Source organism: Streptomyces sp. NPDC013455 (assembly GCF_040632975.1).
Classification (GTDB): domain Bacteria; phylum Actinomycetota; class Actinomycetes; order Streptomycetales; family Streptomycetaceae; genus Streptomyces.
The window spans coordinates 580,325-606,634 of the sequence record NZ_JBEYCX010000001.1 but is presented as its reverse complement, the minus strand read 5'-3'; the positions used below and the strand labels follow the sequence as shown (position 1 = coordinate 606,634).

Sequence of the window (26,310 nt, the reverse complement as noted above, 5' to 3'; positions counted from 1 at the left end):
CGACCCCCGCCCGGCCTAGTCCGCGCGGGGTCCGGGCAGGTCACGGGCGTGCCGGGGGCCGGCGCGAGACGGTTGTATGAAGAGCACACGAATGGCGCGGCGGCGCCGGTGAACGGGTGACGGGCTTGTCTCACCGATCATGCCGGGCTCCCGGCCCGTCAGCCCAGCAGCCTGAGTCCCTCGGGCACCTCGACGCCGAACTCCTCGGTCACCACGCGCCGCGCCTCCGCCTCCCGCGTCAGCGTGCGCCCGGTCACCGTGCCGTCGGCGCGGGTCTCGGTGAACCGGGCGCCGTCCAGGACGAGATGGCGCTCGGCGGTGGCCCGCTGGAGGTACGGGCGGCGGGTGAACGGAGAGTGCGGGCTGGTGCCCACGAACCAGTTGAACATGCCGAAGTCGGCGGCGGTGAACGGCTCCAGCGTGAACGCGTACTGGCCGGCCCACTCCCCGCCCCGCACGTCGTACGTCTGCAGCTCCCACAGCTCCAGCGGCCCCTCGTGCGGCAGGTGCGCCAGCCGGTGCCGGCGCCCGGCGCCCTCGAACTCGGTCCCGGTGACCAGCGGCACCGGCAGCAGCAGCGACCCGGCCGCGCCGAAGCCGACGTCCGCCAGGTACGGCAGCGGCTCCCCGGCCACCTCGACCTTCAGCATCGCGTGCGTCCGCGGCCGGCTCTCCGGCGTCGGTGCGCCCAGAACGACCCGGGCGGCCAGCGGGGTCACCCGGAAGCCGAGTGCCTCCAGCGTCAGCCGCAGCAGGGTGTTGTGCTCGTAGCAGTAGCCGCCGCGCCGGCCGTGGATCATCTTGGCCATCAGGTCGGCGGGCGCCAGAGAGGGCACCTCACCGCGCAGCGGGTCCAGGTTCTCGAAGGTCAGCGACAGCGCGTGCGCCAGGTGCACACCCCGCAGGGTGGCGAGAGAGGCCCGCCGTCCGCCCTTCCAGCCGATGCGGTCGAGGTAGGCGTCGAGGTCGTACTGCTCGGTGTCGGACATGCCCCGAACCTATGCGAGCCGGTCCGCCCGGGGCCGCCTGCCCTGGTCCGGACCCCGCTACGCCGATGGCCCTACGACCTCCACCCGGACCGCGCACGACTTGAACTCCGGCATCCGCGACGTCGGATCGAGCGCCGGGTTGGTGAGGGTGTTGGCACGGCCCTCGCCCGGCCAGTGGAAGGGCATGAAGACGGTGTCCGGGCGGATGGCACTGGTGATCCGGGCCGGTGCCACGGCCCGGCCGCGCCGGGAGACCACCGCCACCGGGTCCCCCTCGGCCGCCCCCAGCCGGGCCGCGAGCCGCGGGTGCAGCTCCACGAACGGTCCGGGTGCCGCCGCGTTCAGCTCCGCCACCCGCCGGGTCTGCGCCCCCGACTGGTACTGCGACACCACCCGCCCGGTGGTCAGCAGCAGCGGGTACTCACCGTCCGGCTCCTCCGCCGTCGCCCGGTACACCACGGGCACGAACCGGGCCCGCCCGTCCGCGGTGGCGAACCGGTCGAGGAACAGCCGCGGGGTGCCGGGGTGCACGGGTGCCGGGGCGCCGGGGGCGGTGTCGGTGTCCGCCGCCGGGTCGTCGGGCAGGGCGTCCAGGCCGGCGTCCTCGCCGTCGGCCGCGGCCGAGCCGGCGCGCCCGGCACCGGCACCCGGCCGCGCACCCGGCACCGCGCCGGCGCCGGACATCCCGCCGGCGCCCGCGCCCGCCGTGCCGCCGGTCCCGGCGCCCGCCGTCGCGCCGGTCACCGCGCCGTCGGTGTCCGCCACGGGCGGGAGCTCCGGGCACGGCCAGAAGACGCCGTTCTCCTCGGCCAGGCGGCGGTAGGTGATGCCCGAGTAGTCGGCGAGGCCGCCCGCGCTGGCGCGGCGCAGCTCGGCGAAGACCTCCTCCGGGTCGGTCGGGAAGCCCTTCTCCACGCCGAGCCGGGCGGCCAGCTCGTGCAGGACGTACAGGTCGCTGTGGACGCCGGGCGGCGGATCGACGGCCCGGCGGCGCAGCAGCACGCGGCCCTCCAGGCTGGTCGTCGTGCCCGTCTCCTCGGCCCACTGGGTGACCGGCAGCACGACGTCCGCCAGCTCCGCCGTCTCCGACAGGACGACGTCGGCCACGGCCAGGAAGTCCAGCGACCGCAGCCGCTCCTCGACGTGGGCCGCGCGCGGAGCGGACACCACCGGGTTGGAACCCATCAGCAGCAGCGACCGGACGTCCGTGCCGAGGGCGTCGAGGAGCTCGTAGGCGCTGCGCCCGGGGCCGGGCAGGCTGTCCGGGTCCACCCCCCACACCCCGGCCACGTGGCGGCGCGCCTCGGGGTCGTCCAGCTTGCGGTAGCCGGGCAGCTGGTCGGCCTTCTGGCCGTGCTCGCGCCCGCCCTGCCCGTTGCCCTGCCCGGTGAGGCAGCCGTAGCCGGACAGCGGGCGGCCGGCCCGGCCGGTCGCCAGGCACAGGTTGATCCATGCGCCCACCGTGTCCGTGCCCTTGGACTGCTGCTCCGGGCCGCGAGCCGTGAGCACCATCGCCGACTCCGGCTCGCAGAACAGCCGTACCGTCTCCCGCAGCTCGGGAACGGACACCCCCGTGATCCGCTCCACGTACTCCGGCCAGTGCGCCATCGCCGCGGCCCGCGCCTCCTCCCAGCCCGTGGTCCGCTCCCGGATGTACGCCTCGTCCGTCCGCCCCTCGGCCACCACCAGGTGCAGCAGGCCGAGGGCGAGGGCCAGGTCGGTGCCGGGCCGCGGCGCGAGGTGCAGGTCGGCCTGCTCGGCGGTCCTCGTCCGGCGCGGGTCCACGACGATCAGCGTGCCGCCGTTCTCCCGCAGTTCGGTGAAGAAGCGCAGCGACGGCGGCATGGTCTCGGCCAGGTTGGAGCCGACGAGGATCACACAGCCGGTCCTGGGGACGTCCTCCAGCGGGAACGGCAGCCCCCGGTCGAGACCGAACGCCTTCGTGCCCGCGGCCGCGGCCGACGACATGCAGAACCGGCCGTTGTAGTCGATCTGCGACGTGCCCAGCACCACCCGGGCGAACTTGCCGAGCGCGTACGCCTTCTCGTTGGTCAGCCCGCCCCCGCCGAACACCCCGAGCGCGTCCGGGCCGTACTCCTCCCGCGTCGCCACCAGCCGCTCGGCGATCAGGTCCAGCGCCTCGTCCCAGCCCGCCTCCACCAGCCGGCCGCCCCGCCGCACCAGCGGCGCGGTCAGCCGTACCGCCGGGGACAGCACCTGCGCCGCCGTGCGGCCCTTGCCGCACAGCGCGCCCCGGTTGACGGGGAAGTCCGGGCGCTCGGTGACCTCGACGCCCGCCTGGGGCAGGGGCGTGATGTTCATCCCGCACTGCAAGGCGCAGTACGGGCAGTGGGTGGGCGTCGAGGTGTTCTCCATACCGCCCAGCCTGCGCCGGGCGTGTTACGTCCCCTGGTCGCATCCGGTTACACGCCCGGCACGGCGACCTCCCCGCCGGCCGCGCGGCGGCGTGAGGTTCCGGTCGGCGGCCCTACGCCGGCTCCCTGGGCTCCCTGCTCAGTCCCGCGCTCCCGCCAGGGCCCTCGCGACCCCGGTCTCCTCCGGGCCGAGGAACCGCGGGTCCGGCCGGAGCACCGCGTCCAGCACCGCCTTGCCCGCGGCGAACACCTCCCGCGTGCCGCCGTAGTACCAGGTCGCGTCGTGCTTGGCGGCGACCCCGACGCCGTACGAGTCGACGCCCGCCGCCTCGCACAGCGCCACCGCCCGCCGGATGTGGAAGTCCTGGCTGATCAGTACCGCCCGGTCGACGCCGAAGATCTTCCGGGCCCGGACACAGGAGTCCCAGGTGTCGAAGCCGGCGTAGTCGCTGACGATCCGCCCGTTGGGAACCCCGTGCTCCGTGAGGTACGTGCGCATGGCGTCGGGCTCGTCGTAGTCCTCGCGGCTGTTGTCCCCGGTGACGAGGACGACCTCGATCCGCCCCGCGCGGTACAGCTCGGCGGCCGCGTCCAGCCGGTGCGCGAGGTACGGCGACGGCTCGCCCCGCCACAGCCCGGCCCCGAACACCACCGCGACCTCGGTGCGCGGCACGTCCGCCGTCGTGCGCAGCCGGTCCGCCGTGGACGCGTACAGCCAGGTCGACGGCAGCAGCGCCAGCACGCAGCCGGCCATCACGGCCTGCACCAGCCGCCGCTGCCCGGTACGCGTGCGCGGCCATCGCGGCCGACGGATTTTCATGCGGTCCCCCCGTGATCGTCTCCGACCAAGGAGGACGCGGGCGGGCACGATCCGGTTCGCCTCGCACCGCACATCCGTGCGAAAGAGACCGGATTCACCTCACAGCGTGCATCCGTGTGCGGTGAACCCGCGGTAAATACCCGTGACGGCCACGCAACGGCCACGCAACGTCTCCCGGCCAGGATCCTTCCATGACGGCGTCCTCCCCCCTCCGCACCAGCAGCCGGCGCGCCTCTCCGCTCGGCCGCCGCCGCCCGGCCCCGCCCGCCCTCGTCCTGGTCGCCCACGGCAGCCGCGACCCCCGGGCCCTCGACACCGTCCGCGCCCTGATGGCACGGGTCCGCGCGCTGCGCCCCGGCCTCCCCGTCCACCTGGGCCACATCGAGCTGAACGAGCCCCTGCTCACCGACACCCTCGCCGCCCTGGGCGGCACCCCCGCCGTCCTCGTCCCGCTCCTCCTGGCCCGCGGCTACCACGTCAAAGAGGACATCCCCCGGATGGCGGCGACCGCACCGGTACCCGCACGCACCGCCGGTCCGCTCGGCCCGCACCCGCTGCTGGCCGAGGCCCTGCACGCCCGTCTCCTGGAGGCCGGCTGGCCCCCCGCCATGGACGACACCGCCCGCCGCTCGACCGCGGTCGTCCTCGCGGCGGCGGGCTCCCGGGACCCCGACTCGGCCACCGACACCCGCCGCACCGCCCGCCTCCTGGCCGCCCGCCTGGGTGTCCCGGTGGTCCCCGCCTACGCCTCGGCGGCGACCCCGGCGGTGCCGACCGCCCTGCGCGCCCTGGCGGCCAGGGGCCGCCACCGGGTGGCGGTCGCCTCCTGCTTCACGGCCCCGGGCCGTTTCGCCGCCCAGTGCGCGGCCCGGTCCCCGTGGATCGCCTCCGCGCCCCTGGGCGACCACGAGGCGATGGCCGGCCTGGTCCTCCACCGCTACGAACAGAACCTCGCGGCACCGTGGAGGTCGGCGGCCTGACCGGGCACGCGCCCGGCCGGACACGGCCGCGCCGCCTGGGCCCGGCGGGCCGGACACGACCGGCGGCCGCGCCGCCTGGGCCCGGCGGGCCGGCTGCGCGACCCCCGCCGCGCCGCCTGGGCCCGACGGGCCGGCTGCGCGACCCGCGGCCGCCCCCGCGGCGGAACCGGGCGGACGATTGGGCTTACTGTTCGACCCATGGAAGGCACCGATCTCCCCACGGCATACGACCCGACGTCAGTCGACCGCTGGGCCCCGGAGCCCGACAAACGCCCGGGCCGCACCGCCTTCCAGCGCGACCGGGCCCGCATCCTCCACTCCGCGGCCCTGCGCCGCCTCGCGGGCAAGACGCAGGTGGTCACCCCGGGCACCCGCGGCCACGCCTGGGACGCCAGCCCCCGCACCCGGCTCACCCACTCCCTGGAGTGCGCCCAGGTCGGCCGGGAGCTGGGCGCGGCCCTCGGCTGCGATCCCGACCTGGTGGAGGCGGCCTGCCTCTCCCACGACCTCGGCCACCCGCCCTTCGGCCACAACGGCGAACAGGCGCTGGACGAGTTCGCCGACGACTGCGGCGGCTTCGAGGGCAACGCCCAGTCCCTCAGGCTCCTCACCCGCATCGAGCCCAAGCGCTTCACCGAGGACCGCTCCGTCGGACTCAACCTCACCCGCGCCACCCTCGACGCCGCCACCAAGTACCCCTGGCCGCGCGGCGCCCACCCGACCGACCCGGCGTCGCGGAAGTTCGGCGTGTACGAGGACGACCGCCCGGTGTTCGACTGGGTGCGGGCCCACGCCCCCGGCACCCGCACCTGCTTCGAGGCGCAGGTCATGGACTGGTCGGACGACGTGGCGTACTCGGTGCACGACGTCGAGGACGGCCTGCACGCCGGCCACATCGACCCCGGCTGCCTGCACGCCGAGCCCGAACGGCAGGCGGTGTTCGCGGTCGCCGTCGGCCGCTACGTCCCCGCGGACACCGACCCGGCCGAACTCGCCGCGGCCCTGGACCGCCTCCAGGACCAGGAGTGGTGGCCGCACGGCTACGACGGCACCGCGGTCGCCCAGGCCCGCCTGAAGGACGCCACCAGCCAGCTCATCGGCCGCTTCTGCCTGGCCGCCGAGGGCGCCACGCGCGCCGCCCACGGCACCGGCCGGCTCACCCGCTACGGCGCCGAACTGGTCGTACCCCGCGACACGCGCATGGAGTGCGCGGTGCTCAAGGCGGTCGCGGACCGGTACGTGATGCAGCGCGCCGAGCAGGAGCGGCTGCGCGCCGACCAGCGGGTGATCGTCGCGGAGCTGGCCGAGGCGCTCACCGCCCGCGCGCCCGAGGGTTTGGAACCTCAGTTCCGGGCCCTGTTCGACGCGGCCGGCGACGACCGGGCGCGCAAGCGGGTGATCGTCGACCAGATCGCCTCCCTCACCGACGCCTCCGCCCTCTCGCTGCACGCGAGACTGACGGGGCATATGTGAGAGGAACATGACCCCGGTGGCCTGATCGGGGCACACCCTCTTCCCGCAGCCCGCCGCGTGCGGGACGCTCGCATGTGGCGGCACCCTTACGAGGAGGCATCAAGTGGTCGACGCGGATCAGACATTCGTCATCGTCGGAGGCGGCCTCGCCGGCGCGAAGGCGGCCGAGACGCTCCGCGCGGAGGGCTTCAGCGGCCGGGTGATACTGATCTGCGACGAACGCGACCACCCCTACGAGCGCCCGCCGCTGTCCAAGGGCTACCTGCTCGGCAAGGAGGAGCGCGACAGCGTCTTCGTGCACGAGCCCGCCTGGTACGCGCAGAACGACATCGAGCTGCACCTCGGCCAGACCGTCGACCGCGTCGACCGCACGGCCAAGACGGTCCACTTCGGTGACGACGGCACCCTCGTCCACTACGACAAGCTCCTGCTGGTCACCGGTGCGGAACCGCGCCGCCTCGACATCCCCGGCACCGACCTGGCGGGCGTCCACCACCTGCGCCGGCTCGCCCACGCCGAGCGGCTCAAGGGCGTGCTGGCCGCGCTCGGCCGGGACAACGGGCACCTCGTGATCGCGGGCGCCGGCTGGATCGGCCTGGAGGTCGCGGCGGCGGCCCGCGAGTACGGCGCCGAGGTCACCGTGATCGAACCGGCGCCGACCCCGCTGCACGGCGTCCTCGGCCCCGAGCTGGGCAACGTCTTCGCCCAGCTGCACCACGAGCACGGCGTCCGCTTCCGCTTCGGCGTCCGGCTCACCGAGATCGTCGGGCAGGACGGCGTGGTCCTCGCCGCCCGCACCGACGACGGCGAGGAGCACCCGGCGCACGACGTCCTCGCCGCCATCGGAGCGGCGCCGCGGACCGCCCTGGCGGAGGCCGCGGGGCTGGAGCTGGCCGACCCGGCGCACGGCGGCGGGATCATGGTGGACGAACGGCTGCGCACCAGCGACCCGGACATCTACGCCGCCGGTGACGTGGCGTCCTTCCCGCTCGGCCTGTTCGACACCCGGCTGCGGGTGGAGCACTGGGCGAACGCCCTGAACGGCGGCCCGGCCGCGGCCCGCTCCATGCTCGGCCGGGACGTCGTCCACGACCGCGTGCCCTACTTCTTCACCGACCAGTACGACCTGGGGATGGAGTACAGCGGCTGGGCGCCGCCCGGCACCTACGACGAGGTCGTGATCCGCGGTGACGCCGGCAAGCGGGAGTTCATCGCGTTCTGGCTGCGGGAGGGACGGGTGCTGGCCGGGATGAACGTGAACGTGTGGGATGTCACAGAGCCCATCCAGCACCTCATCCGCTCCCGGGCCCGGGTGAACAGCGAGGCGCTCTCGGACCCGCACGTACCGCTGGCAGGGCTCGCCTAGGCGCCCGCCGGACCCGGCCGCCGGCCGCCCCGGGGGCCGGCCGGCGCTCCGCGTCCCTCCGGCGGCGCCGCACGTGCCCCGTGCGTGTCGGTCCGCCCCCGTAGAATTCACCCGTGGCAGGACGGATCAACGACGAGGACGTGAAGGCGGTACGGGACGCGGTCCCGATCGACGCCGTGGTCTCCGAGTACCTCCAGCTGCGCAACGCGGGCGGCGGCAACCTGAAGGGCCTGTGCCCGTTCCACGACGAGAAGTCGCCGTCCTTCCAGGTCAGCCCGAGCAAGGGACTCTTCCACTGCTTCGGCTGCCAGGAGGGCGGCGACACCATCACCTTCGTGATGAAGGTGGACCACCTCTCCTTCTCCGAGGCCGTCGAGCGGCTGGCCGCCCAGGCCGGCATCACGCTGCGCTACGAGGAGGGCGGGTACAACCCGGCCCACCAGCGCGGCGAGCGGATCCGCCTGGTCGAGGCGCACAAGATCGCCGCGCAGTGGTACGCCGAGCAGCTCGCCACCAGCCCCGAGGCCGAGACCGGCCGGATCTTCCTCGCCGAGCGCGGCTTCGACCAGGCCGCCGCCGTCCACTTCAACGTCGGCTACAGCCCCCAGGGCTGGGACCACCTCACCCGCTACCTGCGCGGCAAGGGCTTCACGGACAAGGAGCTGATCCTCTCCGGGCTCTCCCAGGAGGGCCGCCGCGGCCCCATCGACCGGTTCCGGGGCCGGCTGATGTGGCCCATCCGGGACATCGGCGGCGAGGTCGTCGGCTTCGGCGCCCGCAAGCTGTACGAGGCGGACAACGGCCCGAAGTACCTGAACACGCCCGACACGGCGATCTACCGGAAGTCACAGGTCCTCTACGGCATCGACCTGGCGAAGCAGCACATCGCCAAGACCAGCCGGGCCGTCGTGGTGGAGGGCTACACCGACGTCATGGCCTGCCACCTCGCCGGTGTGACGACGGCCATCGCGACCTGCGGTACGGCCTTCGGCTCGGACCACATCAAGATCCTGCGCCGGCTGCTGATGGACAACGGCTCGGCCCGCGTGATCTTCACCTTCGACGGCGACGCGGCCGGGCAGAAGGCCGCCCTGCGCGCCTTCGAGGACGACCAGAAGTTCGCCGCCGAGACGTACATCGCCATCGCGCCCGACGGCATGGACCCGTGCGAGCTGCGGCTGGCCAAGGGCGACGAGGCGGTCGCCGACCTGGTCGAACCCCGCACCCCGCTCTTCGAGTTCGCGCTCCGCCAGGTCGTGAACCGCTACGACCTCGACACCCCGGCCGGCCGCGCCGCCGCCCTCGACGAAGCCGCCCCGATCGTCGCCCGGATCAAGAACAGCGGCGCGCAGCACGAGGTCGCCGTCCAGCTCGCCGGCCTGCTCGGCATCCTCGACACCCAGTTCGTCGTCAAGCGGATCGCCCAGCTCGCCCGCTGGGCCCGCGACCGCGGCGGCCGCGGCCCGGCGGCCCCCGAGCAGCGGCAGCGCGGCCCGCAGCAGTACGCGGCGGCCCCCGCCGCCGCCCCCTCCGGCCCGGCCCTCAACCTCCGCAATCCCGTCTACGCCACCGAGCGGGAGCTGCTCAAGCTCGCCCTCCAGCGCCCGGAGCTGGTCTCCCCGGCCTTCGACGCCTACGGCGTGGACGAGTTCACCGCCCCGCCCTACGCGGCCGTGCGCCAGGCGATCCTGGAGGCGGGCGGCGCCGAGTACGGCCTGCCGGACCCGCAGCAGTACCTGGTCCGGGTCATGGAGGCCGCCCCCGACGACGCCGTCCGCGCCATGGTCACCGAGCTGGCCGTCGAGGCGATCATGCGCCGCACGGTGGACGAGGTGTACGCGGGCATGGTCCTGGTCCAGGTCCGCCGCCGCGCCGTCGAGCGCCGCATCCGGGACGTCCAGTCCCAGCTGACCCGCCTCGCGGCCGGCGGCGACCCGTCCGAACTCGCCGCCGTGCAGAACGAGTTGTGGGTGCTCCAGCAGTACGACAAGGCGCTACAGGAGCACGGGGCCGGCGCCCTGTGAGCCCCGCCCCGCGAAGGTCGGCGTCACGGCCCGGACGAGCCGGTCCACGAACCGCTGCTCGTCGTCCGCGTACTGCGGGTACTCGACCACGAAGTGGTTCCACTCGACGTGCCGGAGCAGCTCCACCACGTGGTCGAGCGTGATGTACCGCTCCTGCGGGTAGGGCCACTCGCCCGACAGCTCGAACACCGCGTGCAGCAGCTCGTAGGGGAGCGGGTGCCGCTCGGCGAGCAGGACCGCGTCGTACAGGTCCTTGCCCTGCGCGTAGGCGTCGTTGAGCAGCCACATCATCTTCCAGGCCAGCGACAGCGCGGGCGTCGCCGCCTGCACCACCGCGCCGCCGGGCAGCTCGACCGGCTCGGGCGGCTCGGGCAGCCGCTCGCCGAAGACGAAGTCGAGCTGGACGTGGCCGTGGGGCAGCCCGGGGGCGCTCCAGGGCAGCACCATGCGGCGGCCGGGCACCCGCTCGTAGGTCCAGATGTCCTCCACGACCGCGCCCTCGGCCCAGACGCGCACCTCGTCCCCGGACGCCTCCTGCGCGGCCCGCGCGATACCGTCGAACATCCGGGCGGTCCGCTCGTCGTCGATCTTCCAGGTGTGCGGTACGACGACGAAGTCCAGGTCACCCGGCTCGCGGGCCGCCTCGCCGAACCAGGCCGCCATCAGCACGCTGCCCCGCAGCACCAGCGCGTCCACCCACCCCGAGCCGGCGACCGCGCCGAGCACGAGGTCCAGGGCCCGGCGCCGGGCCGCGCGCCAGGCGTCGGTGCGGGCCGGATCGGCGAAGGCGGGGTCGGTGGCGCGGTAGGCGTTCTGGTGCTGCTTCATGGACGGGTCGAACACCAGGTGCTGGGTGAGCCCCTCGCCGGGCACGGTCCGCAGGGTGAGGGGGAACAGGCGCTCCCGCCGGGTCGCGTCGTCCAGCTCCTCCTTCGGCACGTCCCTGTTCCACAGCGTCCACTCCCGCCACGACCCGCTCATCCCCGCACCCCTCGCCTGACGCCGTCGTCCTCGATCCACCCGTCGTCCACGGACGGATCACTGTCGTGGAGCACGAACTCGCGCTCCACCTCCACCACTTCCAGCCCCGCCAGCTCCGCCAGCAGCGCCTCCAGCGCGCGTCCCGCGCCCTCGGCGTCCACCCCGCGGCACCGCTGGGTCACGAACCGCTCGTGCCGCCCCCGGCCGACCGCCCGCCGCGCGTTCCACGACAGGTGCGCGCCGTGCGGCACCACCCGGGCGGCCAGCGCGTCGAGGTCGGTCCCGGCCGCCAGCCGCAGCTTCACATGGTGCTCGAAGTACTGCGCCCCGCGGCAGGGTCCGCCCGGCACCTCCGGCGCCCACGGCGCCGACTCGGTCTTCACGCGCACCGGCACGAATCCGTCCGCCCGCAGCCGGGCCGTGACCCGCTCGGCCTCCGCCCGCGCGGCGGCGTAGCTCGCCGAGCCGCGCAGGGTGAGCATCGGCTGCGACCGCATCCGGCCACGGGCCAGTTCGACGGACGTGAGCTTCAGACCCGCGGCGGCCGCCCAGCCGGCCAGCCGTTCGCACTGGGCGCGGCTGTCGCAGCGGACCGTCACGTGGGACTCGTACAAGGATCCGGACACCCGGCGAATAGTGCCAGATCAGCGCGGGTGGGAGCATCCGCGTTTCCCCGGCCGGTAAGCGGACGGTCACCGAGCGGACGCAAAAAGTGCTCGCACGCCCCTCGTGGCGGAGTTGTGTCGTACCCCACACTGGGTGCGGTGCCCGAGTCCTCGGAGCGCAGGCCGTCGACTCTCCGCTCCCGCAGCAGCGCTGCCGCAGCCTTCGGCAGCGATCATCCTGGAGGTCGCCCACCCGTGCAGACCCAGACCCGCACCCAGACCCACAGCAGCAGCGCCACCGGCACCACCGCGGACGAGCCGGACGCGGAGTCGGGCGTCCTCGTGGCCGTACCCCCGCAGGGCCCTGCCGCCCTGCACCCGGAGGTGGTGCCGGTGGACCCGACGGAACCGCCCGCAGAGGCGCTCACCGAGGAGCCCGAGGAGCCCGAGACGGTCGAGGAGGCCGCCGAGCCCGTCGAGGCGCCGGCCGCCGCCCGGGCCGACACCGGCGGTCCCTCCGCCGACCTGTTCCGCCAGTACCTGCGCGAGATCGGGCGGATCCCGCTGCTCACCGCCGCCGAGGAGGTGGAACTGGCCCGCCGGGTGGAGGCCGGGCTGTTCGCGGAGGAGAAACTCGGCAGCACCCCCGACCTGGACAGCGAACTCGCGCTCGACCTGGACCGGCTCGTGGTCATGGGCCGGATGGCCAAGCGCCGGCTCATCGAGGCGAACCTGCGGCTGGTGGTGTCCGTCGCCAAGCGGTACGTCGGCCGCGGCCTGACCATGCTCGACCTGGTCCAGGAGGGCAACCTCGGGCTGATCCGGGCCGTGGAGAAGTTCGACTACGCGCGCGGCTACAAGTTCTCCACCTACGCCACCTGGTGGATCCGCCAGGCCATGTCCCGGGCGCTCGCCGACCAGGCCCGCACCATCCGGGTCCCGGTCCACGTCGTCGAACTGATCAACCGGGTCGTCCGCGTGCAGCGGCGGATGCTGCAGGAGCGCGGCTGCGAACCGACCTCCGAGGAGGTCGCCGCCCACCTGGACCTGGCGCCCGAACGGGTCGGCGAGGTGCTGCGGCTCGCCCAGGAACCGGTGTCGCTGCACGCCCCGGTCGGCGAGGAGGACGACGTCGCCCTCGGCGACCTCATCGAGGACGGCGACGCCGCCAGCCCGGTCGAATCGGCCGCCTTCCTGCTGCTGCGCGAGCACCTGGAAGCGGTGCTGTCCACGCTGGGGGAGCGCGAACGGAAGGTCGTCCAGCTCCGCTACGGCCTGGTCGACGGCCGCCCGCGCACCCTGGAGGAGATCGGCCGCATCTTCGGCGTGACCCGCGAGCGGATACGGCAGATCGAGTCCAAGACGCTGAACAAACTCAGGGACCACGCCTTCGCGGACCAGCTGAGGGGCTACCTGGACTGAGGGGCTGCCTGGACACGAGGGGCTGCCTGGACACGAGGGCCTGCCTGGTCACGAGGGCCTGCCTGGACAGGAGGGGCTGCCTGGACACGAGGGCCTGCCTGGACACGAGGGCCTGCCTGGACTGAGGGGCCGCCGTCCCGCGGCGGCCCCCGGCACCTAGTCCACCTCGGCCACGGCCTGCGCGAACTGGGCCTGGTACAGCCTGGCGTACGCCCCGCCGGCCGCCAGCAGCTCCGCGTGGGCGCCCTGTTCCACGATGGACCCGTTCTCCATCACCAGGATCGTGTCCGCGTCCCGGATGGTCGACAGCCGGTGCGCGATCACGAACGACGTCCGTCCGGTGGCGAGTTTGGCCATCGCCTTCTGGATCAGCACCTCGGTCCGCGTGTCCACGGAGCTCGTCGCCTCGTCCAGCACCAGGATCACCGGGTCGGACAGGAACGCCCGCGCGATGGTGATCAGCTGCTTCTCACCGGCGCTGACGCCCGACCCCTCGTCGTCGATCACCGTGTCGTAGCCGTCGGGGAGGGTGCGGATGAAGCGGTCCGCGTGCGCCGCCCGCGCCGCCTCCTCGATCTCCCCGCGCGTCACCTCGCGCGAGGCGCCGTAGGCGATGTTCTCCGCGATGGTGCCGCCGAACAGCCAGGTGTCCTGGAGCACCATGCCGATCCCGGAGCGCAGTTCGTCCCGGGTCATCCGCCGGATGTCCACCCCGTCCAGGGTGATCCGGCCGCCGGAGACGTCGTAGAACCGCATCAGCAGGTTGACCAGCGTGGTCTTGCCCGCGCCGGTCGGGCCGACGATCGCCACCGTGTGCCCCGGTTCCACCGTGAGCGACAGGTCCTCGATCAGCGGCTTCTCCGGGTCGTACCGGAACGACACGTGCTCCAGGCGCACCCGCCCGCGCAGTTCCGCCGGCCGCTCGCCCGGCACCGGGTCCGCCTCCTGCTCCTCCGCGTCCAGGAGTTCGAAGACCCGCTCGGCCGAGGCGACGCCGGACTGCACCAGGTTCGCCATCGACGCGATCTGCGTCAGCGGCATCGAGAACTGCCGCGAGTACTGGATGAACGCCTGCACGTCTCCGATGGAGAGGGCGCCGGACGCCACCCGCAGCCCGCCGACGACCGCCACCAGCACGTAGTTCAGGTTCGACACGAAGACCATCAGCGGCTGCATCACACCGCTGTTGAACTGCGCCCTGAACCCGGCCTCGTACAGCGCCTCGTTCTGCTCGGCGAACTGCCGCGCCGACTCCTCCTGCCGCCCGAACACCTTCACCAGGGTGTGCCCGGTGTACATCTCCTCGATGTGCGCGTTCAGCTTGCCGGTGGAGCGCCACTGCTGCACGAAGTGCGGCTGCGACCGCTTGCCGACCCGGGTCGCGACCACGAACGACAGCGGCACGGTGACCAGCGCCACCAGCGCCAGCAGCCAGGAGACCCAGAACATCATCACCAGGACGCCGATGACGGTCAGCACCGAGTTGATCAGCTGGCCCATCGACTGCTGGAGCGTCTGCCCGATGTTGTCGATGTCGTTGGTCGCCCGGGACAGCACCTCACCGCGCTGGCGCTTGTCGAAGTACGACAGCGGCAGCCGCGACAGCTTCCCCTCGATGTCCTCCCGCAGCCGGTGCACCGTGCGGTTCACGGCCCGGTTCACCAGCCGGGTCGCGACGGCCATCAGCAGACCGGCGGCCAGGAAGGTGCCGAGCGCGAGCAGCAGGACGTCGCCGACGGCCCCGAAGTCGATGCCCTTGCCGGGCGTGAAGTCGGTGCCCTGCAGCATGTCCGCGATCCGGCCCCGGCCGTGCTCGCGCATGCCGGCGAGCACCTGCTCCTTGGTCTGCCCGGCCGGCAGCTCCCGGCCGACGATGCCGGAGAACACCAGGTCGGTGGCGCGGCCGAGGATCTTCGGGCCCATCACGCTCAGGCCCACGCTGATCACCACGCACAGCAGCAGCGCGTAGATCGTGAGCCGTTCCGGTCTGAACTGGGCGACGAGCCGTTTGCCCGACCCCTTGAAGTCCATCGAGCGCTGGTCGGGGCCGCCCCCGGCCATCATGCGTCCCATGGGCCCGGCCATCAGGCGGCCTCCGCTTCCGTCAGCTGGGAGAGCACGATCTCCCGGTAGGTCTCGTTGGATGCCATGAGTTCCGCGTGCCGGCCGGAGCCGACCACCCGGCCCTCGTCCAGCACGATGATCCGGTCCGCCTCGCGGATGGTCGCCACCCGCTGGGCGACGATGACGACGGTCGCCTCGGCGGTCTCCCGGCCGAGCGCGGCGCGCAGGGCCGCGTCGGTGGCGTAGTCGAGCGCGGAGAAGGAGTCGTCGAAGAGGTAGATCTCCGGGCGCTGCACCAGGGTGCGGGCGATCGCGAGCCGCTGGCGCTGACCGCCGGAGACGTTGGTGCCGCCCTGCGCGATCGGGGCGTCGAGGCCGCCCTCCAGCTTCCGCACGAAGTCCCGCGCCTGTGCCACCTCCAGCGCGTGCCACAGCTCCTCGTCGGTGGCGTCCGGGTTGCCGTAGCGCAGGTTGGTGGCGACGGTGCCCGCGAACAGGTACGGCTTCTGCGGTACGAGTCCGACGGTGGTGGCGAGCAGCCGCGCATCGATCTCCCGGACGTCCACGCCGTCCACCAGCACCTCGCCCTCGGTGGCGTCGAAGAGCCGGGGAACCAGCCCGAGCAGCGTCGACTTGCCGCTGCCGGTGGAGCCGATCACGGCGGTCGTCTCGCCGGGCCGGGCCACCAGGTCGATGGACTTCAGCACCGGCTCCTCGGCACCCGGATAGCGGAAGCCGGCGCCCCGGATCTCCAGGTGCCCGTGCGTGCGCAGCTCCGCGACCGGCGCGAGGGGCGGCACGACGCTCGACTCGGTGTCCAGGACCTCCTGGACGCGTTCGGCGCAGACCTCGGCGCGCGGCACCATCATGAACATGAAGGTGGCCATCATCACGGCCATGACGATCTGCATCAGATAGGCGAGGAACGCGGTCAGGTCGCCGATCGCCATCCCGCCGCTGTCTATGCGGTGGGCGCCGAACCAGACCACCGCCACGGACGACACGTTCACCACCGTCATGACGATCGGGAACATCAGGGCGAGCATCCGGCCGGTGGCCATCTGCATGTCGGTCAGCTCGGTGTTGGCCTTGCCGAACCGGCCCCGCTCGTACTCGTCCCGGACGAAGGCGCGGATCACCCGGTTGCCGGAGATCTGCTCGCGCAGCACGCGGTTCACCGTGTCCAGCCGGGCCTGCATCGAGCGGAAGAGCGGGCGCAGCCGGCGCACGATCAGCGTCACGGAGACGCCGAGCACCGGGACGACCCCGACCAGTACCCCGGACAGCGGTACGTCCAGGCCGAGGGCGAGCACGATGCCGCCCACACACATGATGGGCGCCGACACCATCAGGGTGAACGTCATCAGGACCAGCATCTGCACCTGCTGGACGTCGTTCGTCGTACGGGTGATGAGTGAGGGCGCCCCGAAGTGACCCACCTCACGCGCGGAAAAGGACTGCACGCGGTCGAAGACGGCCCCGCGCACGTCCCGGCCGAGCGCGGAGGCGGTCCGGGCGCCGTAGTACACGGCGCCGATGTTGCACACCACCTGCGCCAGCGAGATGCCGATCATCAGGGCACCGAAGGACAGGATGTAACCCGTGTCACCCTTCACGACACCGTTGTCGATGATGTCCGCGTTCAGTGTGGGCAGGTAGAGGGTGGCGCAGGTCTGCAGAAACTGCAGCAGCACCAGCAGGGTGATGGGTTTCTTGTAGGGCCTGAGATAGGTCCGCAGAAGTCGTATGAGCACGCTACGTCTCTCGGAGTCGGCGACAGGGCTGGTCGGTTGCCCCTGGCCCCTATCGTCGGACACCGCACCGGTGTTACCTCAACCGATTAACCCGGCGGTGCTCCGGCCGCGCGGCTCCGCGCCGGGCGGCCCGGCGCGGAGCGCCCGCGTACGACCCCCTAGAGACCGAACGCCCCCGGGTGGGTCTGTTCCCGCACCGCCGTGAACTGCTGGCGCACCGCCTGGCCCACGGCCAGTTCCTCGCCCGGCTCCAGTACCTGCGCCGCCGCGCCCTGCCAGGCCGGCGGGGTGTGCGGGTCCAGGGTGCCCTGCGACACGCCGAGCGCCCAGGCCGCCTGCCGGGCCGCGCCGATCGCCGCGTAGTCCGCCGGCTGCGGTACGACGACCTGCGCGCCGAACAGCGAGGGCGCCGCGGCCTGCACGGCGGTCAGCTCGGCGGCCGGGCCGAGCAGGAAGATCCGCCGTACGTCCACGCCCCGCCCGCGCAGCACGTCCAGCGCGTCCGCGAGCCCGCACAGCATGCCCTCGAACGCGGCCCGCGCCAGATGCTCGGGCTTCATCGACTCGCGCCGCAGCCCCGCCAGCGTTCCCGCGGTGTGCGGCAGGTTCGGCGTCCGCTCGCCCTCCAGGTAGGGCAGCAGCACCAGCCCGTGCGCCCCCGGCGTGGACTTCATGGCCAGGTCGGACAGGCTCTCCAGGTCCGGCAGCCCGAGGAGTTCGGCGGTGCCGCGCAGGGTGCGCACGGCGTTCAGGGTGGTGACGACCGGCAGGTGCATGCCGGTGGCGTCGGCGAGCGAGGTGATCATCCCGGACTGGTCGGCGAGCGCCTCCGGGTGCACGGCCATCACCGATCCGGACGCGCCGAGCGAGACGACCGCGTCCCCGAGCCCGATGCCGAGCCCGAACGCGGCGGCCATGGTCTCCCCGGTGCCGGCCGAGATCAGCAGCCCCTCCGGGGTGGTGCCGGCCGCGTCCGCCGGGCCGATCACCTCCGGCAGCATCGTCTGGTGGCCGAGCGCCAGCTCGACCAGGTCGGGCCGGTAGGCGCCGGTGGCGGCCGACCAGTAGCCGGTGCCGGAGGCGCCGCCGCGGTCGGTGGTCCTGCGCACCGGCCGGCCGAGCAGCTGCCACACGAGCCAGTCGTGGGCCTGGAGCAGGACGGCCGTCCGCAGGGCGTTCTCGGGTTCGTTCTTCGCCAGCCAGCGCAGCTTGGTGACCGGCTGGGCGGCCTGCGGCACGCAGCCGACCGCCTGCGCCCAGGCCTCCCGGCCGCCGAGCGCGTCCACGAGATCGGCCGCCGCGACCTGGGCGCGCTTGTCGCCGCCGACCAGGGCCGGGCGGACGGTGTTGCCCTGGGCGTCCAGCGGGACCAGCGCGTTCTGCTGCGCGGAGACGCCGATGGCCTGGACGCCCTCCAGCAGACCGCCGCCCGCGGCCTCGCCCAGGGACAGCAGCCAGGCCTGCGGGTCGACGTCGCTCGGGCGGCCGCCGCCCTCCGGCGTCTCGGCCGGGTGCGGCGCGTATCCCTGCCGTAGTACGGCACCGGTGTCCGTGTCGCAGACCACGATGCGAGTGAAAGCGGACGAGCTGTCCAAGCCGGCGACTATCCCCATGCCGAGAATTTTGCAGCATCGCCGCGCATGCGGTGGTCCGGGGCGCACATGGGGAGGGGGATACGGGCGGTGCGGGGCCGGTCAGGTGTTGCTCGTGCCCCAGTCGTCCTCGCCCGTGCCGTTGACGCTGCGCTCCCGCAGGGACCTCACCCGCTGGGCCACCGACTCCGGGACCCGGTCGCCGACCTTGTCGCTGACCGTGTGGAAGGCCTTGCCGGCGTAGACGCGGCCCTGCTGGGCGGCCGTCTCGGCGGTGTTGCGGACCGCGGGGTTCGCCGCGATCTGCCGGGCCGACTTCTTCAGCTGCTCGTAGCGCTCTCGTCCGGCCCTCGTGCCGAGTACGTAACCGAGGGCCAGACCGGCGAGGAACGTGAGCCGGTAGCGCATGGCTGCCACCCTTCCCGTGCGTAGGTCTCTGGTGCGGCGCTGGCGCCGGGGGGTACCGATTGGCGGAGCACCCCCCTGCTTGCGCTAATGTATGTGTCGCAGCGAGCGCCCGCCCCCTGGCGAATACCCAGGTAGGTACGTTCGATGCAACGAGGCGATCCTCCGTAGCTCAATTGGCAGAGCAGCCGGCTGTTAACCGGCAGGTTACTGGTTCGAGTCCAGTCGGGGGAGCTTCGGTCCTCCGTAGCTCAATTGGCAGAGCAGCCGGCTGTTAACCGGCAGGTTACTGGTTCGAGTCCAGTCGGGGGAGCGCTGAACGAGGACCCCGCAGGGGTCCTTTTTCATGTCTCCGGGAACCGCCGCGCCCCGCGCCGTTGTCCTGTGGGTCGTGAGCAGCGCGGAAGCCGACCATCCGAAGCAGGAGATCGTATGAGCGGCTATGCTGCGGCAGACGGCGCGCACACTTGTACGCGACACGCCGCTATGGGGCGGTAGCTCAGCCGGTTAGAGCAGCGGACTCATAATCCGTCGGCCGTGGGTTCGAGTCCCACCCGCCCCACCGTCGCCCGTCGGTGCAGGAACGTTTTCACCTGTGCCGCAGCGTTAACCCCCTCCGGCCGGAGGGGGTTACGGCGCTTCCGCAGATCATTTTCCCGGGCCGACGCGGCCGGGGTGGCTGTCCGTGGCCGGTTGACTGCGCAGGGTCACCGTGGCCCGGTGGGCCGGGGTCGTCAGTGGGTCGCCCCGACGGCGATGTCGATGTCGCTCTCGTGGGCCAGCGCGGTCGACAGCACGATGCGCAGGCCCCTCGCGGTGAAGTCCACCGGGAGCGACGGGGCCCGGCCCTGGGCCACGGCGGGCATCTCGGGGGTGTGCGGGATGTGGACGAAGCCGCCGCGCCGCTGCTTCCCTTCGGTGGCCAGCAGGTGCATCAGGCCGTAGAAGACGTGGTTGCAGACGAAGGCCCCGGCCGTGTGGGAGATCTCGGCGTACATGCCGTTCTGCCACACCTCCTTGGCGCAGCGCTTGATCGGCAGGGTGGAGAAGTAGGCGGCGGGGCCGTCGGTGACGATGGGCTCGCCCTTCGCCGTCCGTCCGGCGTTGTCGGCGACGGGGCAGTCGTCGACGTTGATGGCGACACGCTCGATCGAGATGCCGCTGCGGGGGGAGAGGCCGAGCGACAGGACCAGGGCCGGGTCCGTCTCCAGTACCGCCTTGCGCAGTACCCTCAGTGACTCGCCGTAGGCGCACGGCAGTTGGACGGCCGTCACCTCCACTCCCGCCGGCGGGTCCTCCTGGAGCAGCCGGGCCGCGGCCCAGGAGGGGTTGTAGGTGTCCTGGTCGAACGGCTCGAAGCCTGTCACCAGTACGCGGGTCATGTGAACTCCCTCGTCGCTCGTGCGAGTTGCTAGTCGATGTAGACGGACGCGCCGTTCATCTGGGCCTGGCCGCCGGGCTGCACCCAGCCCTCGTACTGCCCGAAGCAGCCGCCGTTGGGGTAGATGTAGGCCGTCCGGTCCGTGTGGTTGACGACGGAGACCATGAAGCCGCCCGCCGGGTAGCAGCCGTGCGGGTCGGTGTGCGGGACGCCGTTGACGATCAGGGTGCCGGTGGCCGCCCCGGTGCCGGTGGCGGCCGTGGCCGGCGTGCAGGCCGCGCCGGACACGGCGGTGACGAGGGCGGCGCCGATGACGGCGAGGAACTTGCGCATGGTATGACCCTTCTGTCGGGATGATTCGCGTTTCCGTGCGGTCCATCCCCGTTTGTTTGATTTGTTGTGCTCTTTTTGTCATGTGTTCGCCCGAGCGGACGCTCTGTCAGGCGTACGTGACCGCAGGGTCGGTGGGCAGGGCGTGGCGCCGCTGGAGGACGGCGACGGCGCCCGCGGACAGGGCACCGAGCGCGGCGCAGCACGTCCAGGGCAGCCAGGCCCGGCCGCTTTCCGCGGCCCGGTCCATCACCCATCCGACCCCGCTGGTGCAGGCCGCGCCGACGGTGCCCGACAGGACGTAGAAGAGGCCGAAGTAAGTGCCCGTCAGGTGGTCGGTGGCGTACCGCGAGACCAGTTCCATGGCCGGCGGCTGGGCGACCATCACCCCCAGCGCGAGCAGGAGCGCGCCGAGCAGGAGCGGGGCGAGCCGTACGGCGGTGCCGAGCGGGCCGGTGGCCGGGTCGGGGCCGTCCGTCAGGGCCGGGGGGAGGAAGCCGAGCCCTATGAGCAGCACGCCGGGCGCGATCCAGGCTTCCGCGCCGCCGCGCAGCCGGGTCAGGGCGGTGATCCGCAGCTGGAGCGCCAGGTTCGCCACGGTGCCCACCAGGGGCAGCAGGGCGGCGGCGCCGTCCCAGCCGGAGGTGTGCCGGGCGCTCTCGGTGAAGAGCAGGTACACCTGGCCCTCCAGTGCCGACATCCCCGACATGGTGAGCGCGAAGGCAAGGAAGGCGTGGTTGCCGAGGGCCTGGCGCCAGTCCCGTAACACCGTGCCGGTGGCCGGCCGGACACGGTGCTCGGGTAACGCGAAGAACTGAGCGACCGTCAGGACGCCGAAGACGGCGGCGGCGGTGAGCGCGGTGACCCGGAAGTCGATGAGGCACAGCACGCTGCCCAGCAGCAGGCCGAGCAGCCCGCCGGTGGTGGCGAAGACGTTGAACAGGGCGAACGCCTCGGCCTTGCGGTCGGCGGCGGCCTCCGCGACGTAGGCGCGCACCGCCGGGTAGAACAGTGCGCCCGCCAGTCCGCTGAGCACCGAGGCGGCCAGCGTGGCGGGCACTCCGTCGCTGAAGGCGAAGAGCGCGAAGCCGGCCGTGCGGACCGCGCAGCCGAACGGGATGACCCGGTGCGCGCCCAGCCGGTCCGCCGCCGTGCCGCCCACGACGAACAGGCCGTGCTGGCTCAGCTGGCGCGCGCCCAGGATCGCGCCGGTGGCGGCCGCGGACAGGTGGAGGTCGCCGCTCAGGTGCGTGGAGAGGTAGGGGATCAGGAGGTAGAAGCCGACGTCGATGCCGAGTTGGTTGACGAGCAGGAGGCGGATCGTCGGCGGAAAGCTGCGAACGGTTCGGAAGGTGTGCATGGCGCTTCCTTCGGCGCCGCCGCTCCGTCAGGCGGGCGGCAGGGCGCGGCTGTTCATGCGTTTCCTTGACGACCGTAGGCAGATATGCAGAGCTTCGGACCGAATGCAGCAATGAGCACTCATAAAGGGGACTTACGTCTGATCTGCTCACTATCAGCTGGTTTGACGTCAATGCGCGGGCTCGCAAACGTGCGACGCGGTGGTGAATCTGGCGGCGCCCGCGCGTCGCTCAGCGCGGGCGCGGGAAGCGAGGGAGCGTGGAACGCACCTCTTCGCACCAAGGCCCCGAACCACGTCAGCCCTTATCCACGGCCATACCGTCCGCCTCCGACACCGTCCGCCGGGAGGAGCGGAAACTCCGCAGGCACCTGGGCTTCTGGGCGCTGACGGCGGTCGGCTTCAGCGACATCGTCGGCTCCGGCTGGCTGTTCAGCGCGATGTACGCGGCACAGACCGCGGGCCCCCTGTCCGTGCTGTCCTGGCTGGCCGCCGGGGCACTGGCCATGCTCGTCGCGCTGGTCCTGGTCGACCTGGCGGGCCGGATGCCCGAAGCGGGCGGCACGGTGCGCTGGCCGCTGTACGCCAACGGTCCGCTCGTCGCCGGGGTGATCAGCTGGGCGGTGCTGCTGTCCGTCGGCGCGAACGCGGCCGAGGTCACCGCGACCGTGCAGTACCTGACCCGCTGGTTCCCGCAGCTTCACACGCACGGCCGGCTGAGCTGGCCCGGTGTCGCCGTCGCGATCGTCCTCACCCTCGTCTTCGCGACCCTCAACTGGTTCGGCGTCCGCCTCTTCACCCGCGTCAACATCGCCCTGACCCTCGTCAAGACGTCCGTCCCGGTCCTGACCGTCGTGCTGCTGCTGGCCTCCGGCTTCCACCCGCACCGGCTCACCGACCACGGCGGCTTCGCCCCCTACGGCTGGTCCGCCGGGCTCGCCGCCCTCTCCGCGGGCGGTGTCATCTACGCCGTCAACGGCTTCCAGGCGCCCGTCGACCTGGCGGGCGAGGCCCGCGACCCCGGCCGGCACCTGCGCCGGGCGGTGCCGACCGCCATCGGGCTGGCGATCCTGCTGTACGCCGGTCTCCAGCTCGCCTTTCTCTTCGCCGTCCCGGACAGCGCCCTCACCCACGGCTGGCGGGGCGTCGACTTCACCTCCCCGTTCGGCCAGCTGGCCCTGCTGATCAACCTCCACTGGCTCGCCCTGCTGCTGTACGCCGACGCCGTCGTCTCACCGGGCGGCGCGACCTTCGTCGGGGTCGGCATCAACGCCCGGCGGTCCTACGCGCTCGCCAAGAACGGCATGCTGCCCCGCTGGTTCCTGAACGTGCACGCGGGCTCCGGCATCCCGCGCCGCGCCCTCGCCCTGAACGTCACGGTGATGATGGTGTACCTGCTGCCGTTCGGCACCTGGCAGGACGTCGTCGGCACCCTCGGCAACCTCTTCCTGCTCGTGTACGCCACCTCCGCCGTCGCCGCGGCCGTCCTGCGCCCCGCAGGGCGGCCCACCGGGGCGATGCGCTGGATCCCGCCGCTCAGCTTCCTCGTGGCCACCCTGTTCGTGTACTGGTCCACCTGGCACCGCCTGCACCTGACCCTGCCCCTGGCGCTGGCCGGCGTACCGCTGTCCTGGCTGGTCCGGTCCGGCCGGGGCCGGTTCCCGCTGCGCCGGGAGCTGCGCGACGGCGCCTGGCTGCTGGTGTGGCTGACGGGACTGCTGTGCTGCTCCGCGCTCGGCTCCTTCGGCGGCTCCGGAGTGCTCCGGCAGCCCTACGACAGCCTCGTGGTCGTCGTGTTCGCCGCCGGGGTGTTCGCGTGGGCGGTGCGCTCCGGCCGCCGGCACGTGGCCGATGCCCGCCCTACCGGCCCGAGTTGACCGCTCCTTACGCTGGTTCGGCACCGGGAGCGACGCCAACCGATACCCCCTGCCTGGAGGGCGGCATGACGGTCAGCAACGGTTCGGGAACCCCACGCCCCGCGCTCGCCGACGGGGTCGTCGTGACCATCGCCGGCACCGGCCAACCCGGCTACGGCGGCGACGGCGGGCCTGCGGCCAAGGCGATGCTCAACCAGCCCAGGGCCCTCGCCGTGGACCCGGCCTCCGGCGCCTGGTACGTCGCCGAGTGGAAGGGCCACCGCGTCCGGCGCATAGCCGCGGACGGCACCATCACCACGTACGCCGGCACCGGCGAGCCGGGCTACGGCGGCGACGGCGGCCCCGCCGACCGGGCCCCGCTGCACGAGCCCGGCGGGCTGGTCGTCGCCCCCGACGGCGCCCTGTACGTCGCCGACTACTGGAACCACCGCATCCGGCGCGTCGACCGCGACGGCATCATCACCACCGTCGCCGGTACCGGCGAACCCGGTTACGGCGGCGACGGCGGCCCGGCCGTCGCCGCCCGGTTCACCGAACCCCGGGGGCTCGCCCTGGACGCCGAGGGCACCCTGTACGTCGCCGAGTGGGGCGGGCACCGGGTCCGGGCCATCGGCGCCGACGGCATGATCCGGACCGTGGCCGGCACCGGCGACCCCGGCTCCGGCCCGGACGCCGTCCCCGGCCCCGCCAGCGCCCTGCACCACCCGATCGACCTCGCCGTCGACGCCGACGGCCGGCTGTACATAGCCGACTGCTTCTCGCACCGGATACGGGTGGTGGAGCCCGACGGTGTGATCCGTACCGTGGCGGGCACCGGTGAACCCGGCTCCGGAGAGGGGCGGTTGCACCAGCCGCGCGGGGTCGACCTCGGCGAAGACGGTTCCCTGTACATAGCCGACTCCCTCAACGAGCGCGTCTGCGTGCGGACTTCGGACGGTGTGCTGCACACGCTGGCCGGGGGCCCGCCCCACCACGAAGTGGAGGGCGGGCCCGCGCTGGGTGCTCGGCTGCGGCTGCCACGGGCGCTCGTCCTGGCCGGGGACGGGAGCCTGATCGTGGGGGAGACCGACAACCACCGGGTTCGTTTGGTGACGTGCAGTCAGTAGGCGTAGACGGTTTCGTCGCTGCCCATGGCAACGCGGGTGAACGGGTTGGTGGTCTCCGCCTCCTGCGCGAAGATCGTCACGTACTTGTCGTTGTTGGTCAGGTTGTGCTCCGAGGTGTCACCACTGCCGAGCTGGCCGTACGTGTTCACACCCCAGCCGATGATGTCGTTGCTGGTGCCGCTGCCGGCGGTGCGGACGGCGACACCGCCGTTGTAGCCGGCCGCGATGGACTTCACCGGAGGAAGCTGCGTGGCCTCGTGGGCGCTCGTCCGGTCGTCCGTCGTCCCGTCGGCCAGCTGACCCTTCCCATTGCTGCCCCAGCCGTAGACCTTGTTGTCGGAGTAGAGGGCGTAGGCGTGGTCCCAGCCGGCGGCGATGTCCAGCAGCCCCGGACCCGTTCCCTGGGCCGTCCCCGTCCCGGTGCCGCTGCCCGTTCCGCCGCTCTGGTCAGTCGGGTTCCCCTGGCCGGCCTGGCTCGCGGGCAGACCCTGGACCTGCACCGGCTTGTTGCTTGACGCGAGGGCGCTCTTGTCCTTGTTGACGCCGAGCTGACCGTGCGTGTTGTCACCCCAGGCCCAGACCGTGCCGTCGGACTTCACGGCCAGGCTGTAATCGCAGCCGGCGGCGATCTTGACCACGTTGGTCAGGTCCGGGACGTCGACCGGGGTGTTGTGATTGGCCGTGTCCTTGTCCCCGAGGCCGAGCTGACCCTTTTCGTTCGCGCCCCAGACCTTCACGGTGTTGTTCTCGGTCAGGAGCATGCTGTGGTTGCATCCGGCCGCGACCTGCTTGCCGCCGTGCATGCTCTGGACCAGCTTGGGAACCGAGCGGTTCGCGTTCGTGCCCTCGCCGACCTGACCCTTGTCGTTGAGGCCCCAGGCGTACACACCGTCAGCCTTACCGGTGTTGACCCGCAGAGCCAGCGCGTGCTGGCCGCCGGCGGCCACATCTACGATGCCGTTGAGACCGGGCACCTTGCCCAGCCCGGACTGGTACTTGACGGTCTCGCTGGCGGGTCCGGTGCCGAGTTGGCCCTTGTCGCTCTGACCCCACGTCCAGACGCTGCCGTCATTGCGCAGGGCCACGGCGAAGCCCGTGCCCCCGGTGACGCCGCCGCCGGGAGCGATCTTGAACACGTCCTGCTTGGGCAGAGAGGGGATCGCGGCCGGCGCGTACCGGTCGATGGTCGTGGAATTGCCCAGCTGGCCGCCCTTGTTGGCGCCCCAGGCGTACACCAGCGGGTCGTGCCCCTCGGCGGGGAGGGCGGGGGCGGCCGCCGCGCCCAGGGCGGTGGCGGTGGCTATGACGGTCAGGGCAGCGCGCAGGCGCAGTCCACGGGACTTGGCGTTCATGGGATTTCCGTTCTCTCGGGCAGCACGACGTAAGCGTGGCGCCGAAGTTGGGGGAGA

19 protein-coding genes, 3 tRNA genes and 1 pseudogene are annotated in these 26,310 nt (G+C 72.8%); 10 read left to right on the top strand and 13 right to left on the bottom strand.

The genetic code is table 11. The annotated features are described in order from the left end of the window. Positions 1-158 precede the first annotated feature (158 nt). The 3 genes from ABZ576_RS02690 to ABZ576_RS02680 all read right to left on the bottom strand — a co-directional run bounded on the left by ABZ576_RS02690 (position 159) and on the right by ABZ576_RS02680 (position 4,184). Positions 159-989 (bottom strand): arylamine N-acetyltransferase, encoded by an 831-nt coding sequence (locus tag ABZ576_RS02690; RefSeq protein WP_360735001.1) that lies wholly within the window; start codon positions 987-989, stop codon positions 159-161. Between the two features lie 57 nt (positions 990-1,046). Then, positions 1,047-3,365 (bottom strand): molybdopterin-dependent oxidoreductase, encoded by a 2,319-nt coding sequence (locus ABZ576_RS02685; protein ID WP_360734999.1) that lies wholly within the window; start codon positions 3,363-3,365, stop codon positions 1,047-1,049. A gap of 138 nt (positions 3,366-3,503) precedes the next feature. Continuing rightward, on the bottom strand, positions 3,504-4,184 hold the full coding sequence (locus ABZ576_RS02680) for an ElyC/SanA/YdcF family protein (RefSeq protein WP_360734997.1): 681 nt from the start codon (positions 4,182-4,184) through the stop codon (positions 3,504-3,506). Between the two features lie 191 nt (positions 4,185-4,375). On the opposite strand from ABZ576_RS02680, the gene ABZ576_RS02675 reads away from it, so the two are divergent. The 4 genes from ABZ576_RS02675 (at position 4,376) to dnaG (ending at position 10,027) form a co-directional block, all read left to right on the top strand. Then, positions 4,376-5,164: a sirohydrochlorin chelatase gene (locus ABZ576_RS02675; RefSeq protein ID WP_360734995.1), complete on the top strand. Its 789-nt coding sequence runs from the start codon at positions 4,376-4,378 to the stop codon at positions 5,162-5,164. Between the two features lie 198 nt (positions 5,165-5,362). Further along, the gene (locus tag ABZ576_RS02670; RefSeq protein WP_360734993.1) at positions 5,363-6,637 is read left to right on the top strand and encodes a deoxyguanosinetriphosphate triphosphohydrolase; all 1,275 of its coding nucleotides are present in this window, start codon (positions 5,363-5,365) and stop codon (positions 6,635-6,637) included. Between the two features lie 103 nt (positions 6,638-6,740). Then, entirely contained in the window at positions 6,741-8,003 is a 1,263-nt protein-coding gene (locus ABZ576_RS02665) for an FAD-dependent oxidoreductase (RefSeq protein WP_360734992.1), read from the top strand. Positions 8,004-8,116: 113 nt separating this feature from the next. After that, complete coding sequence (gene dnaG, locus ABZ576_RS02660) at positions 8,117-10,027, top strand: DNA primase (RefSeq protein WP_360734990.1); 1,911 nt, start codon at positions 8,117-8,119, stop codon at positions 10,025-10,027. On the opposite strand, the gene ABZ576_RS02655 is transcribed toward dnaG, so the two are convergent. Both ABZ576_RS02655 and ABZ576_RS02650 read right to left on the bottom strand, forming a co-directional pair. Further along, entirely contained in the window at positions 9,998-11,008 is a 1,011-nt protein-coding gene (locus ABZ576_RS02655) for a nucleotidyl transferase AbiEii/AbiGii toxin family protein (RefSeq protein WP_360734988.1), read from the bottom strand. The two genes, dnaG and ABZ576_RS02655, sit on opposite strands and share 30 nt — an antisense overlap. Further along, positions 11,005-11,634 (bottom strand): hypothetical protein, encoded by a 630-nt coding sequence (locus ABZ576_RS02650; protein ID WP_360734986.1) that lies wholly within the window; start codon positions 11,632-11,634, stop codon positions 11,005-11,007. Before ABZ576_RS02650 ends, ABZ576_RS02655 begins: the two co-directional genes overlap by 4 nt. A 190-nt stretch (positions 11,635-11,824) precedes the next feature. Between ABZ576_RS02650 and ABZ576_RS02645 the strand changes: the two are divergent. Beyond that, a pseudogene (locus tag ABZ576_RS02645) lies at positions 11,825-13,035 on the top strand (RNA polymerase sigma factor). A 156-nt stretch (positions 13,036-13,191) separates the two neighbouring features. Here ABZ576_RS02645 and ABZ576_RS02640 read toward each other — a convergent pair. The 4 genes from ABZ576_RS02640 to ABZ576_RS02625 all read right to left on the bottom strand — a co-directional run bounded on the left by ABZ576_RS02640 (position 13,192) and on the right by ABZ576_RS02625 (position 18,853). After that, a complete protein-coding gene (locus tag ABZ576_RS02640) occupies positions 13,192-15,120 on the bottom strand; it encodes an ABC transporter ATP-binding protein (RefSeq protein WP_360734984.1) in 1,929 nt (642 codons plus the stop codon). Next, positions 15,120-16,853 carry an ABC transporter ATP-binding protein gene (locus ABZ576_RS02635; RefSeq protein WP_360734982.1) on the bottom strand — a complete coding sequence of 578 codons (1,734 nt, stop codon included), beginning with the start codon at positions 16,851-16,853 and terminating at the stop codon, positions 15,120-15,122. The genes ABZ576_RS02640 and ABZ576_RS02635 overlap by 1 nt, the downstream gene beginning before the upstream one ends. 158 nt (positions 16,854-17,011) lie before the next feature. Beyond that, positions 17,012-18,466 carry an FGGY family carbohydrate kinase gene (locus tag ABZ576_RS02630; protein WP_360734980.1) on the bottom strand — a complete coding sequence of 485 codons (1,455 nt, stop codon included), beginning with the start codon at positions 18,464-18,466 and terminating at the stop codon, positions 17,012-17,014. Between the two features lie 81 nt (positions 18,467-18,547). Then, entirely contained in the window at positions 18,548-18,853 is a 306-nt protein-coding gene (locus ABZ576_RS02625; RefSeq protein WP_360734978.1) for a YtxH domain-containing protein, read from the bottom strand. A 158-nt stretch (positions 18,854-19,011) separates the two neighbouring features. On the opposite strand from ABZ576_RS02625, the gene ABZ576_RS02620 reads away from it, so the two are divergent. From ABZ576_RS02620 to ABZ576_RS02610, 3 genes are all read left to right on the top strand, one after another. Then, a tRNA-Asn gene (locus ABZ576_RS02620) sits at positions 19,012-19,084 on the top strand. A gap of 6 nt (positions 19,085-19,090) precedes the next feature. Further along, positions 19,091-19,163: transfer RNA gene (locus ABZ576_RS02615), tRNA-Asn, on the top strand. 175 nt (positions 19,164-19,338) lie between these two features. After that, a tRNA-Ile gene (locus tag ABZ576_RS02610) sits at positions 19,339-19,412 on the top strand. A 172-nt stretch (positions 19,413-19,584) separates the two neighbouring features. On the opposite strand, the gene pcp is transcribed toward ABZ576_RS02610, so the two are convergent. From pcp to ABZ576_RS02595, 3 genes are all read right to left on the bottom strand, one after another. Then, entirely contained in the window at positions 19,585-20,232 is a 648-nt protein-coding gene (gene pcp / locus ABZ576_RS02605; RefSeq protein ID WP_360734976.1) for a pyroglutamyl-peptidase I, read from the bottom strand. Positions 20,233-20,261: 29 nt separating this feature from the next. After that, entirely contained in the window at positions 20,262-20,564 is a 303-nt protein-coding gene (locus ABZ576_RS02600) for a hypothetical protein (RefSeq protein ID WP_360734974.1), read from the bottom strand. Positions 20,565-20,670: 106 nt separating this feature from the next. Beyond that, complete coding sequence (locus ABZ576_RS02595; RefSeq protein ID WP_360734972.1) at positions 20,671-21,921, bottom strand: MFS transporter; 1,251 nt, start codon at positions 21,919-21,921, stop codon at positions 20,671-20,673. A 257-nt stretch (positions 21,922-22,178) separates the two neighbouring features. Between ABZ576_RS02595 and ABZ576_RS02590 the strand changes: the two genes are divergently transcribed. Together ABZ576_RS02590 and ABZ576_RS02585 are read left to right on the top strand one after the other, a co-directional pair. Continuing rightward, positions 22,179-23,795, top strand: a complete 1,617-nt coding sequence (locus ABZ576_RS02590) for an APC family permease (RefSeq protein WP_360734970.1) — start codon at positions 22,179-22,181, stop codon at positions 23,793-23,795. Positions 23,796-23,860: 65 nt separating this feature from the next. Then, entirely contained in the window at positions 23,861-24,901 is a 1,041-nt protein-coding gene (locus ABZ576_RS02585) for a hypothetical protein (protein WP_360734968.1), read from the top strand. Here ABZ576_RS02585 and ABZ576_RS02580 read toward each other — a convergent pair. Continuing rightward, positions 24,895-26,253, bottom strand: a complete 1,359-nt coding sequence (locus ABZ576_RS02580; protein ID WP_360734966.1) for a sialidase — start codon at positions 26,251-26,253, stop codon at positions 24,895-24,897. The two genes, ABZ576_RS02585 and ABZ576_RS02580, sit on opposite strands and share 7 nt — an antisense overlap. Positions 26,254-26,310 lie beyond the last annotated feature (57 nt).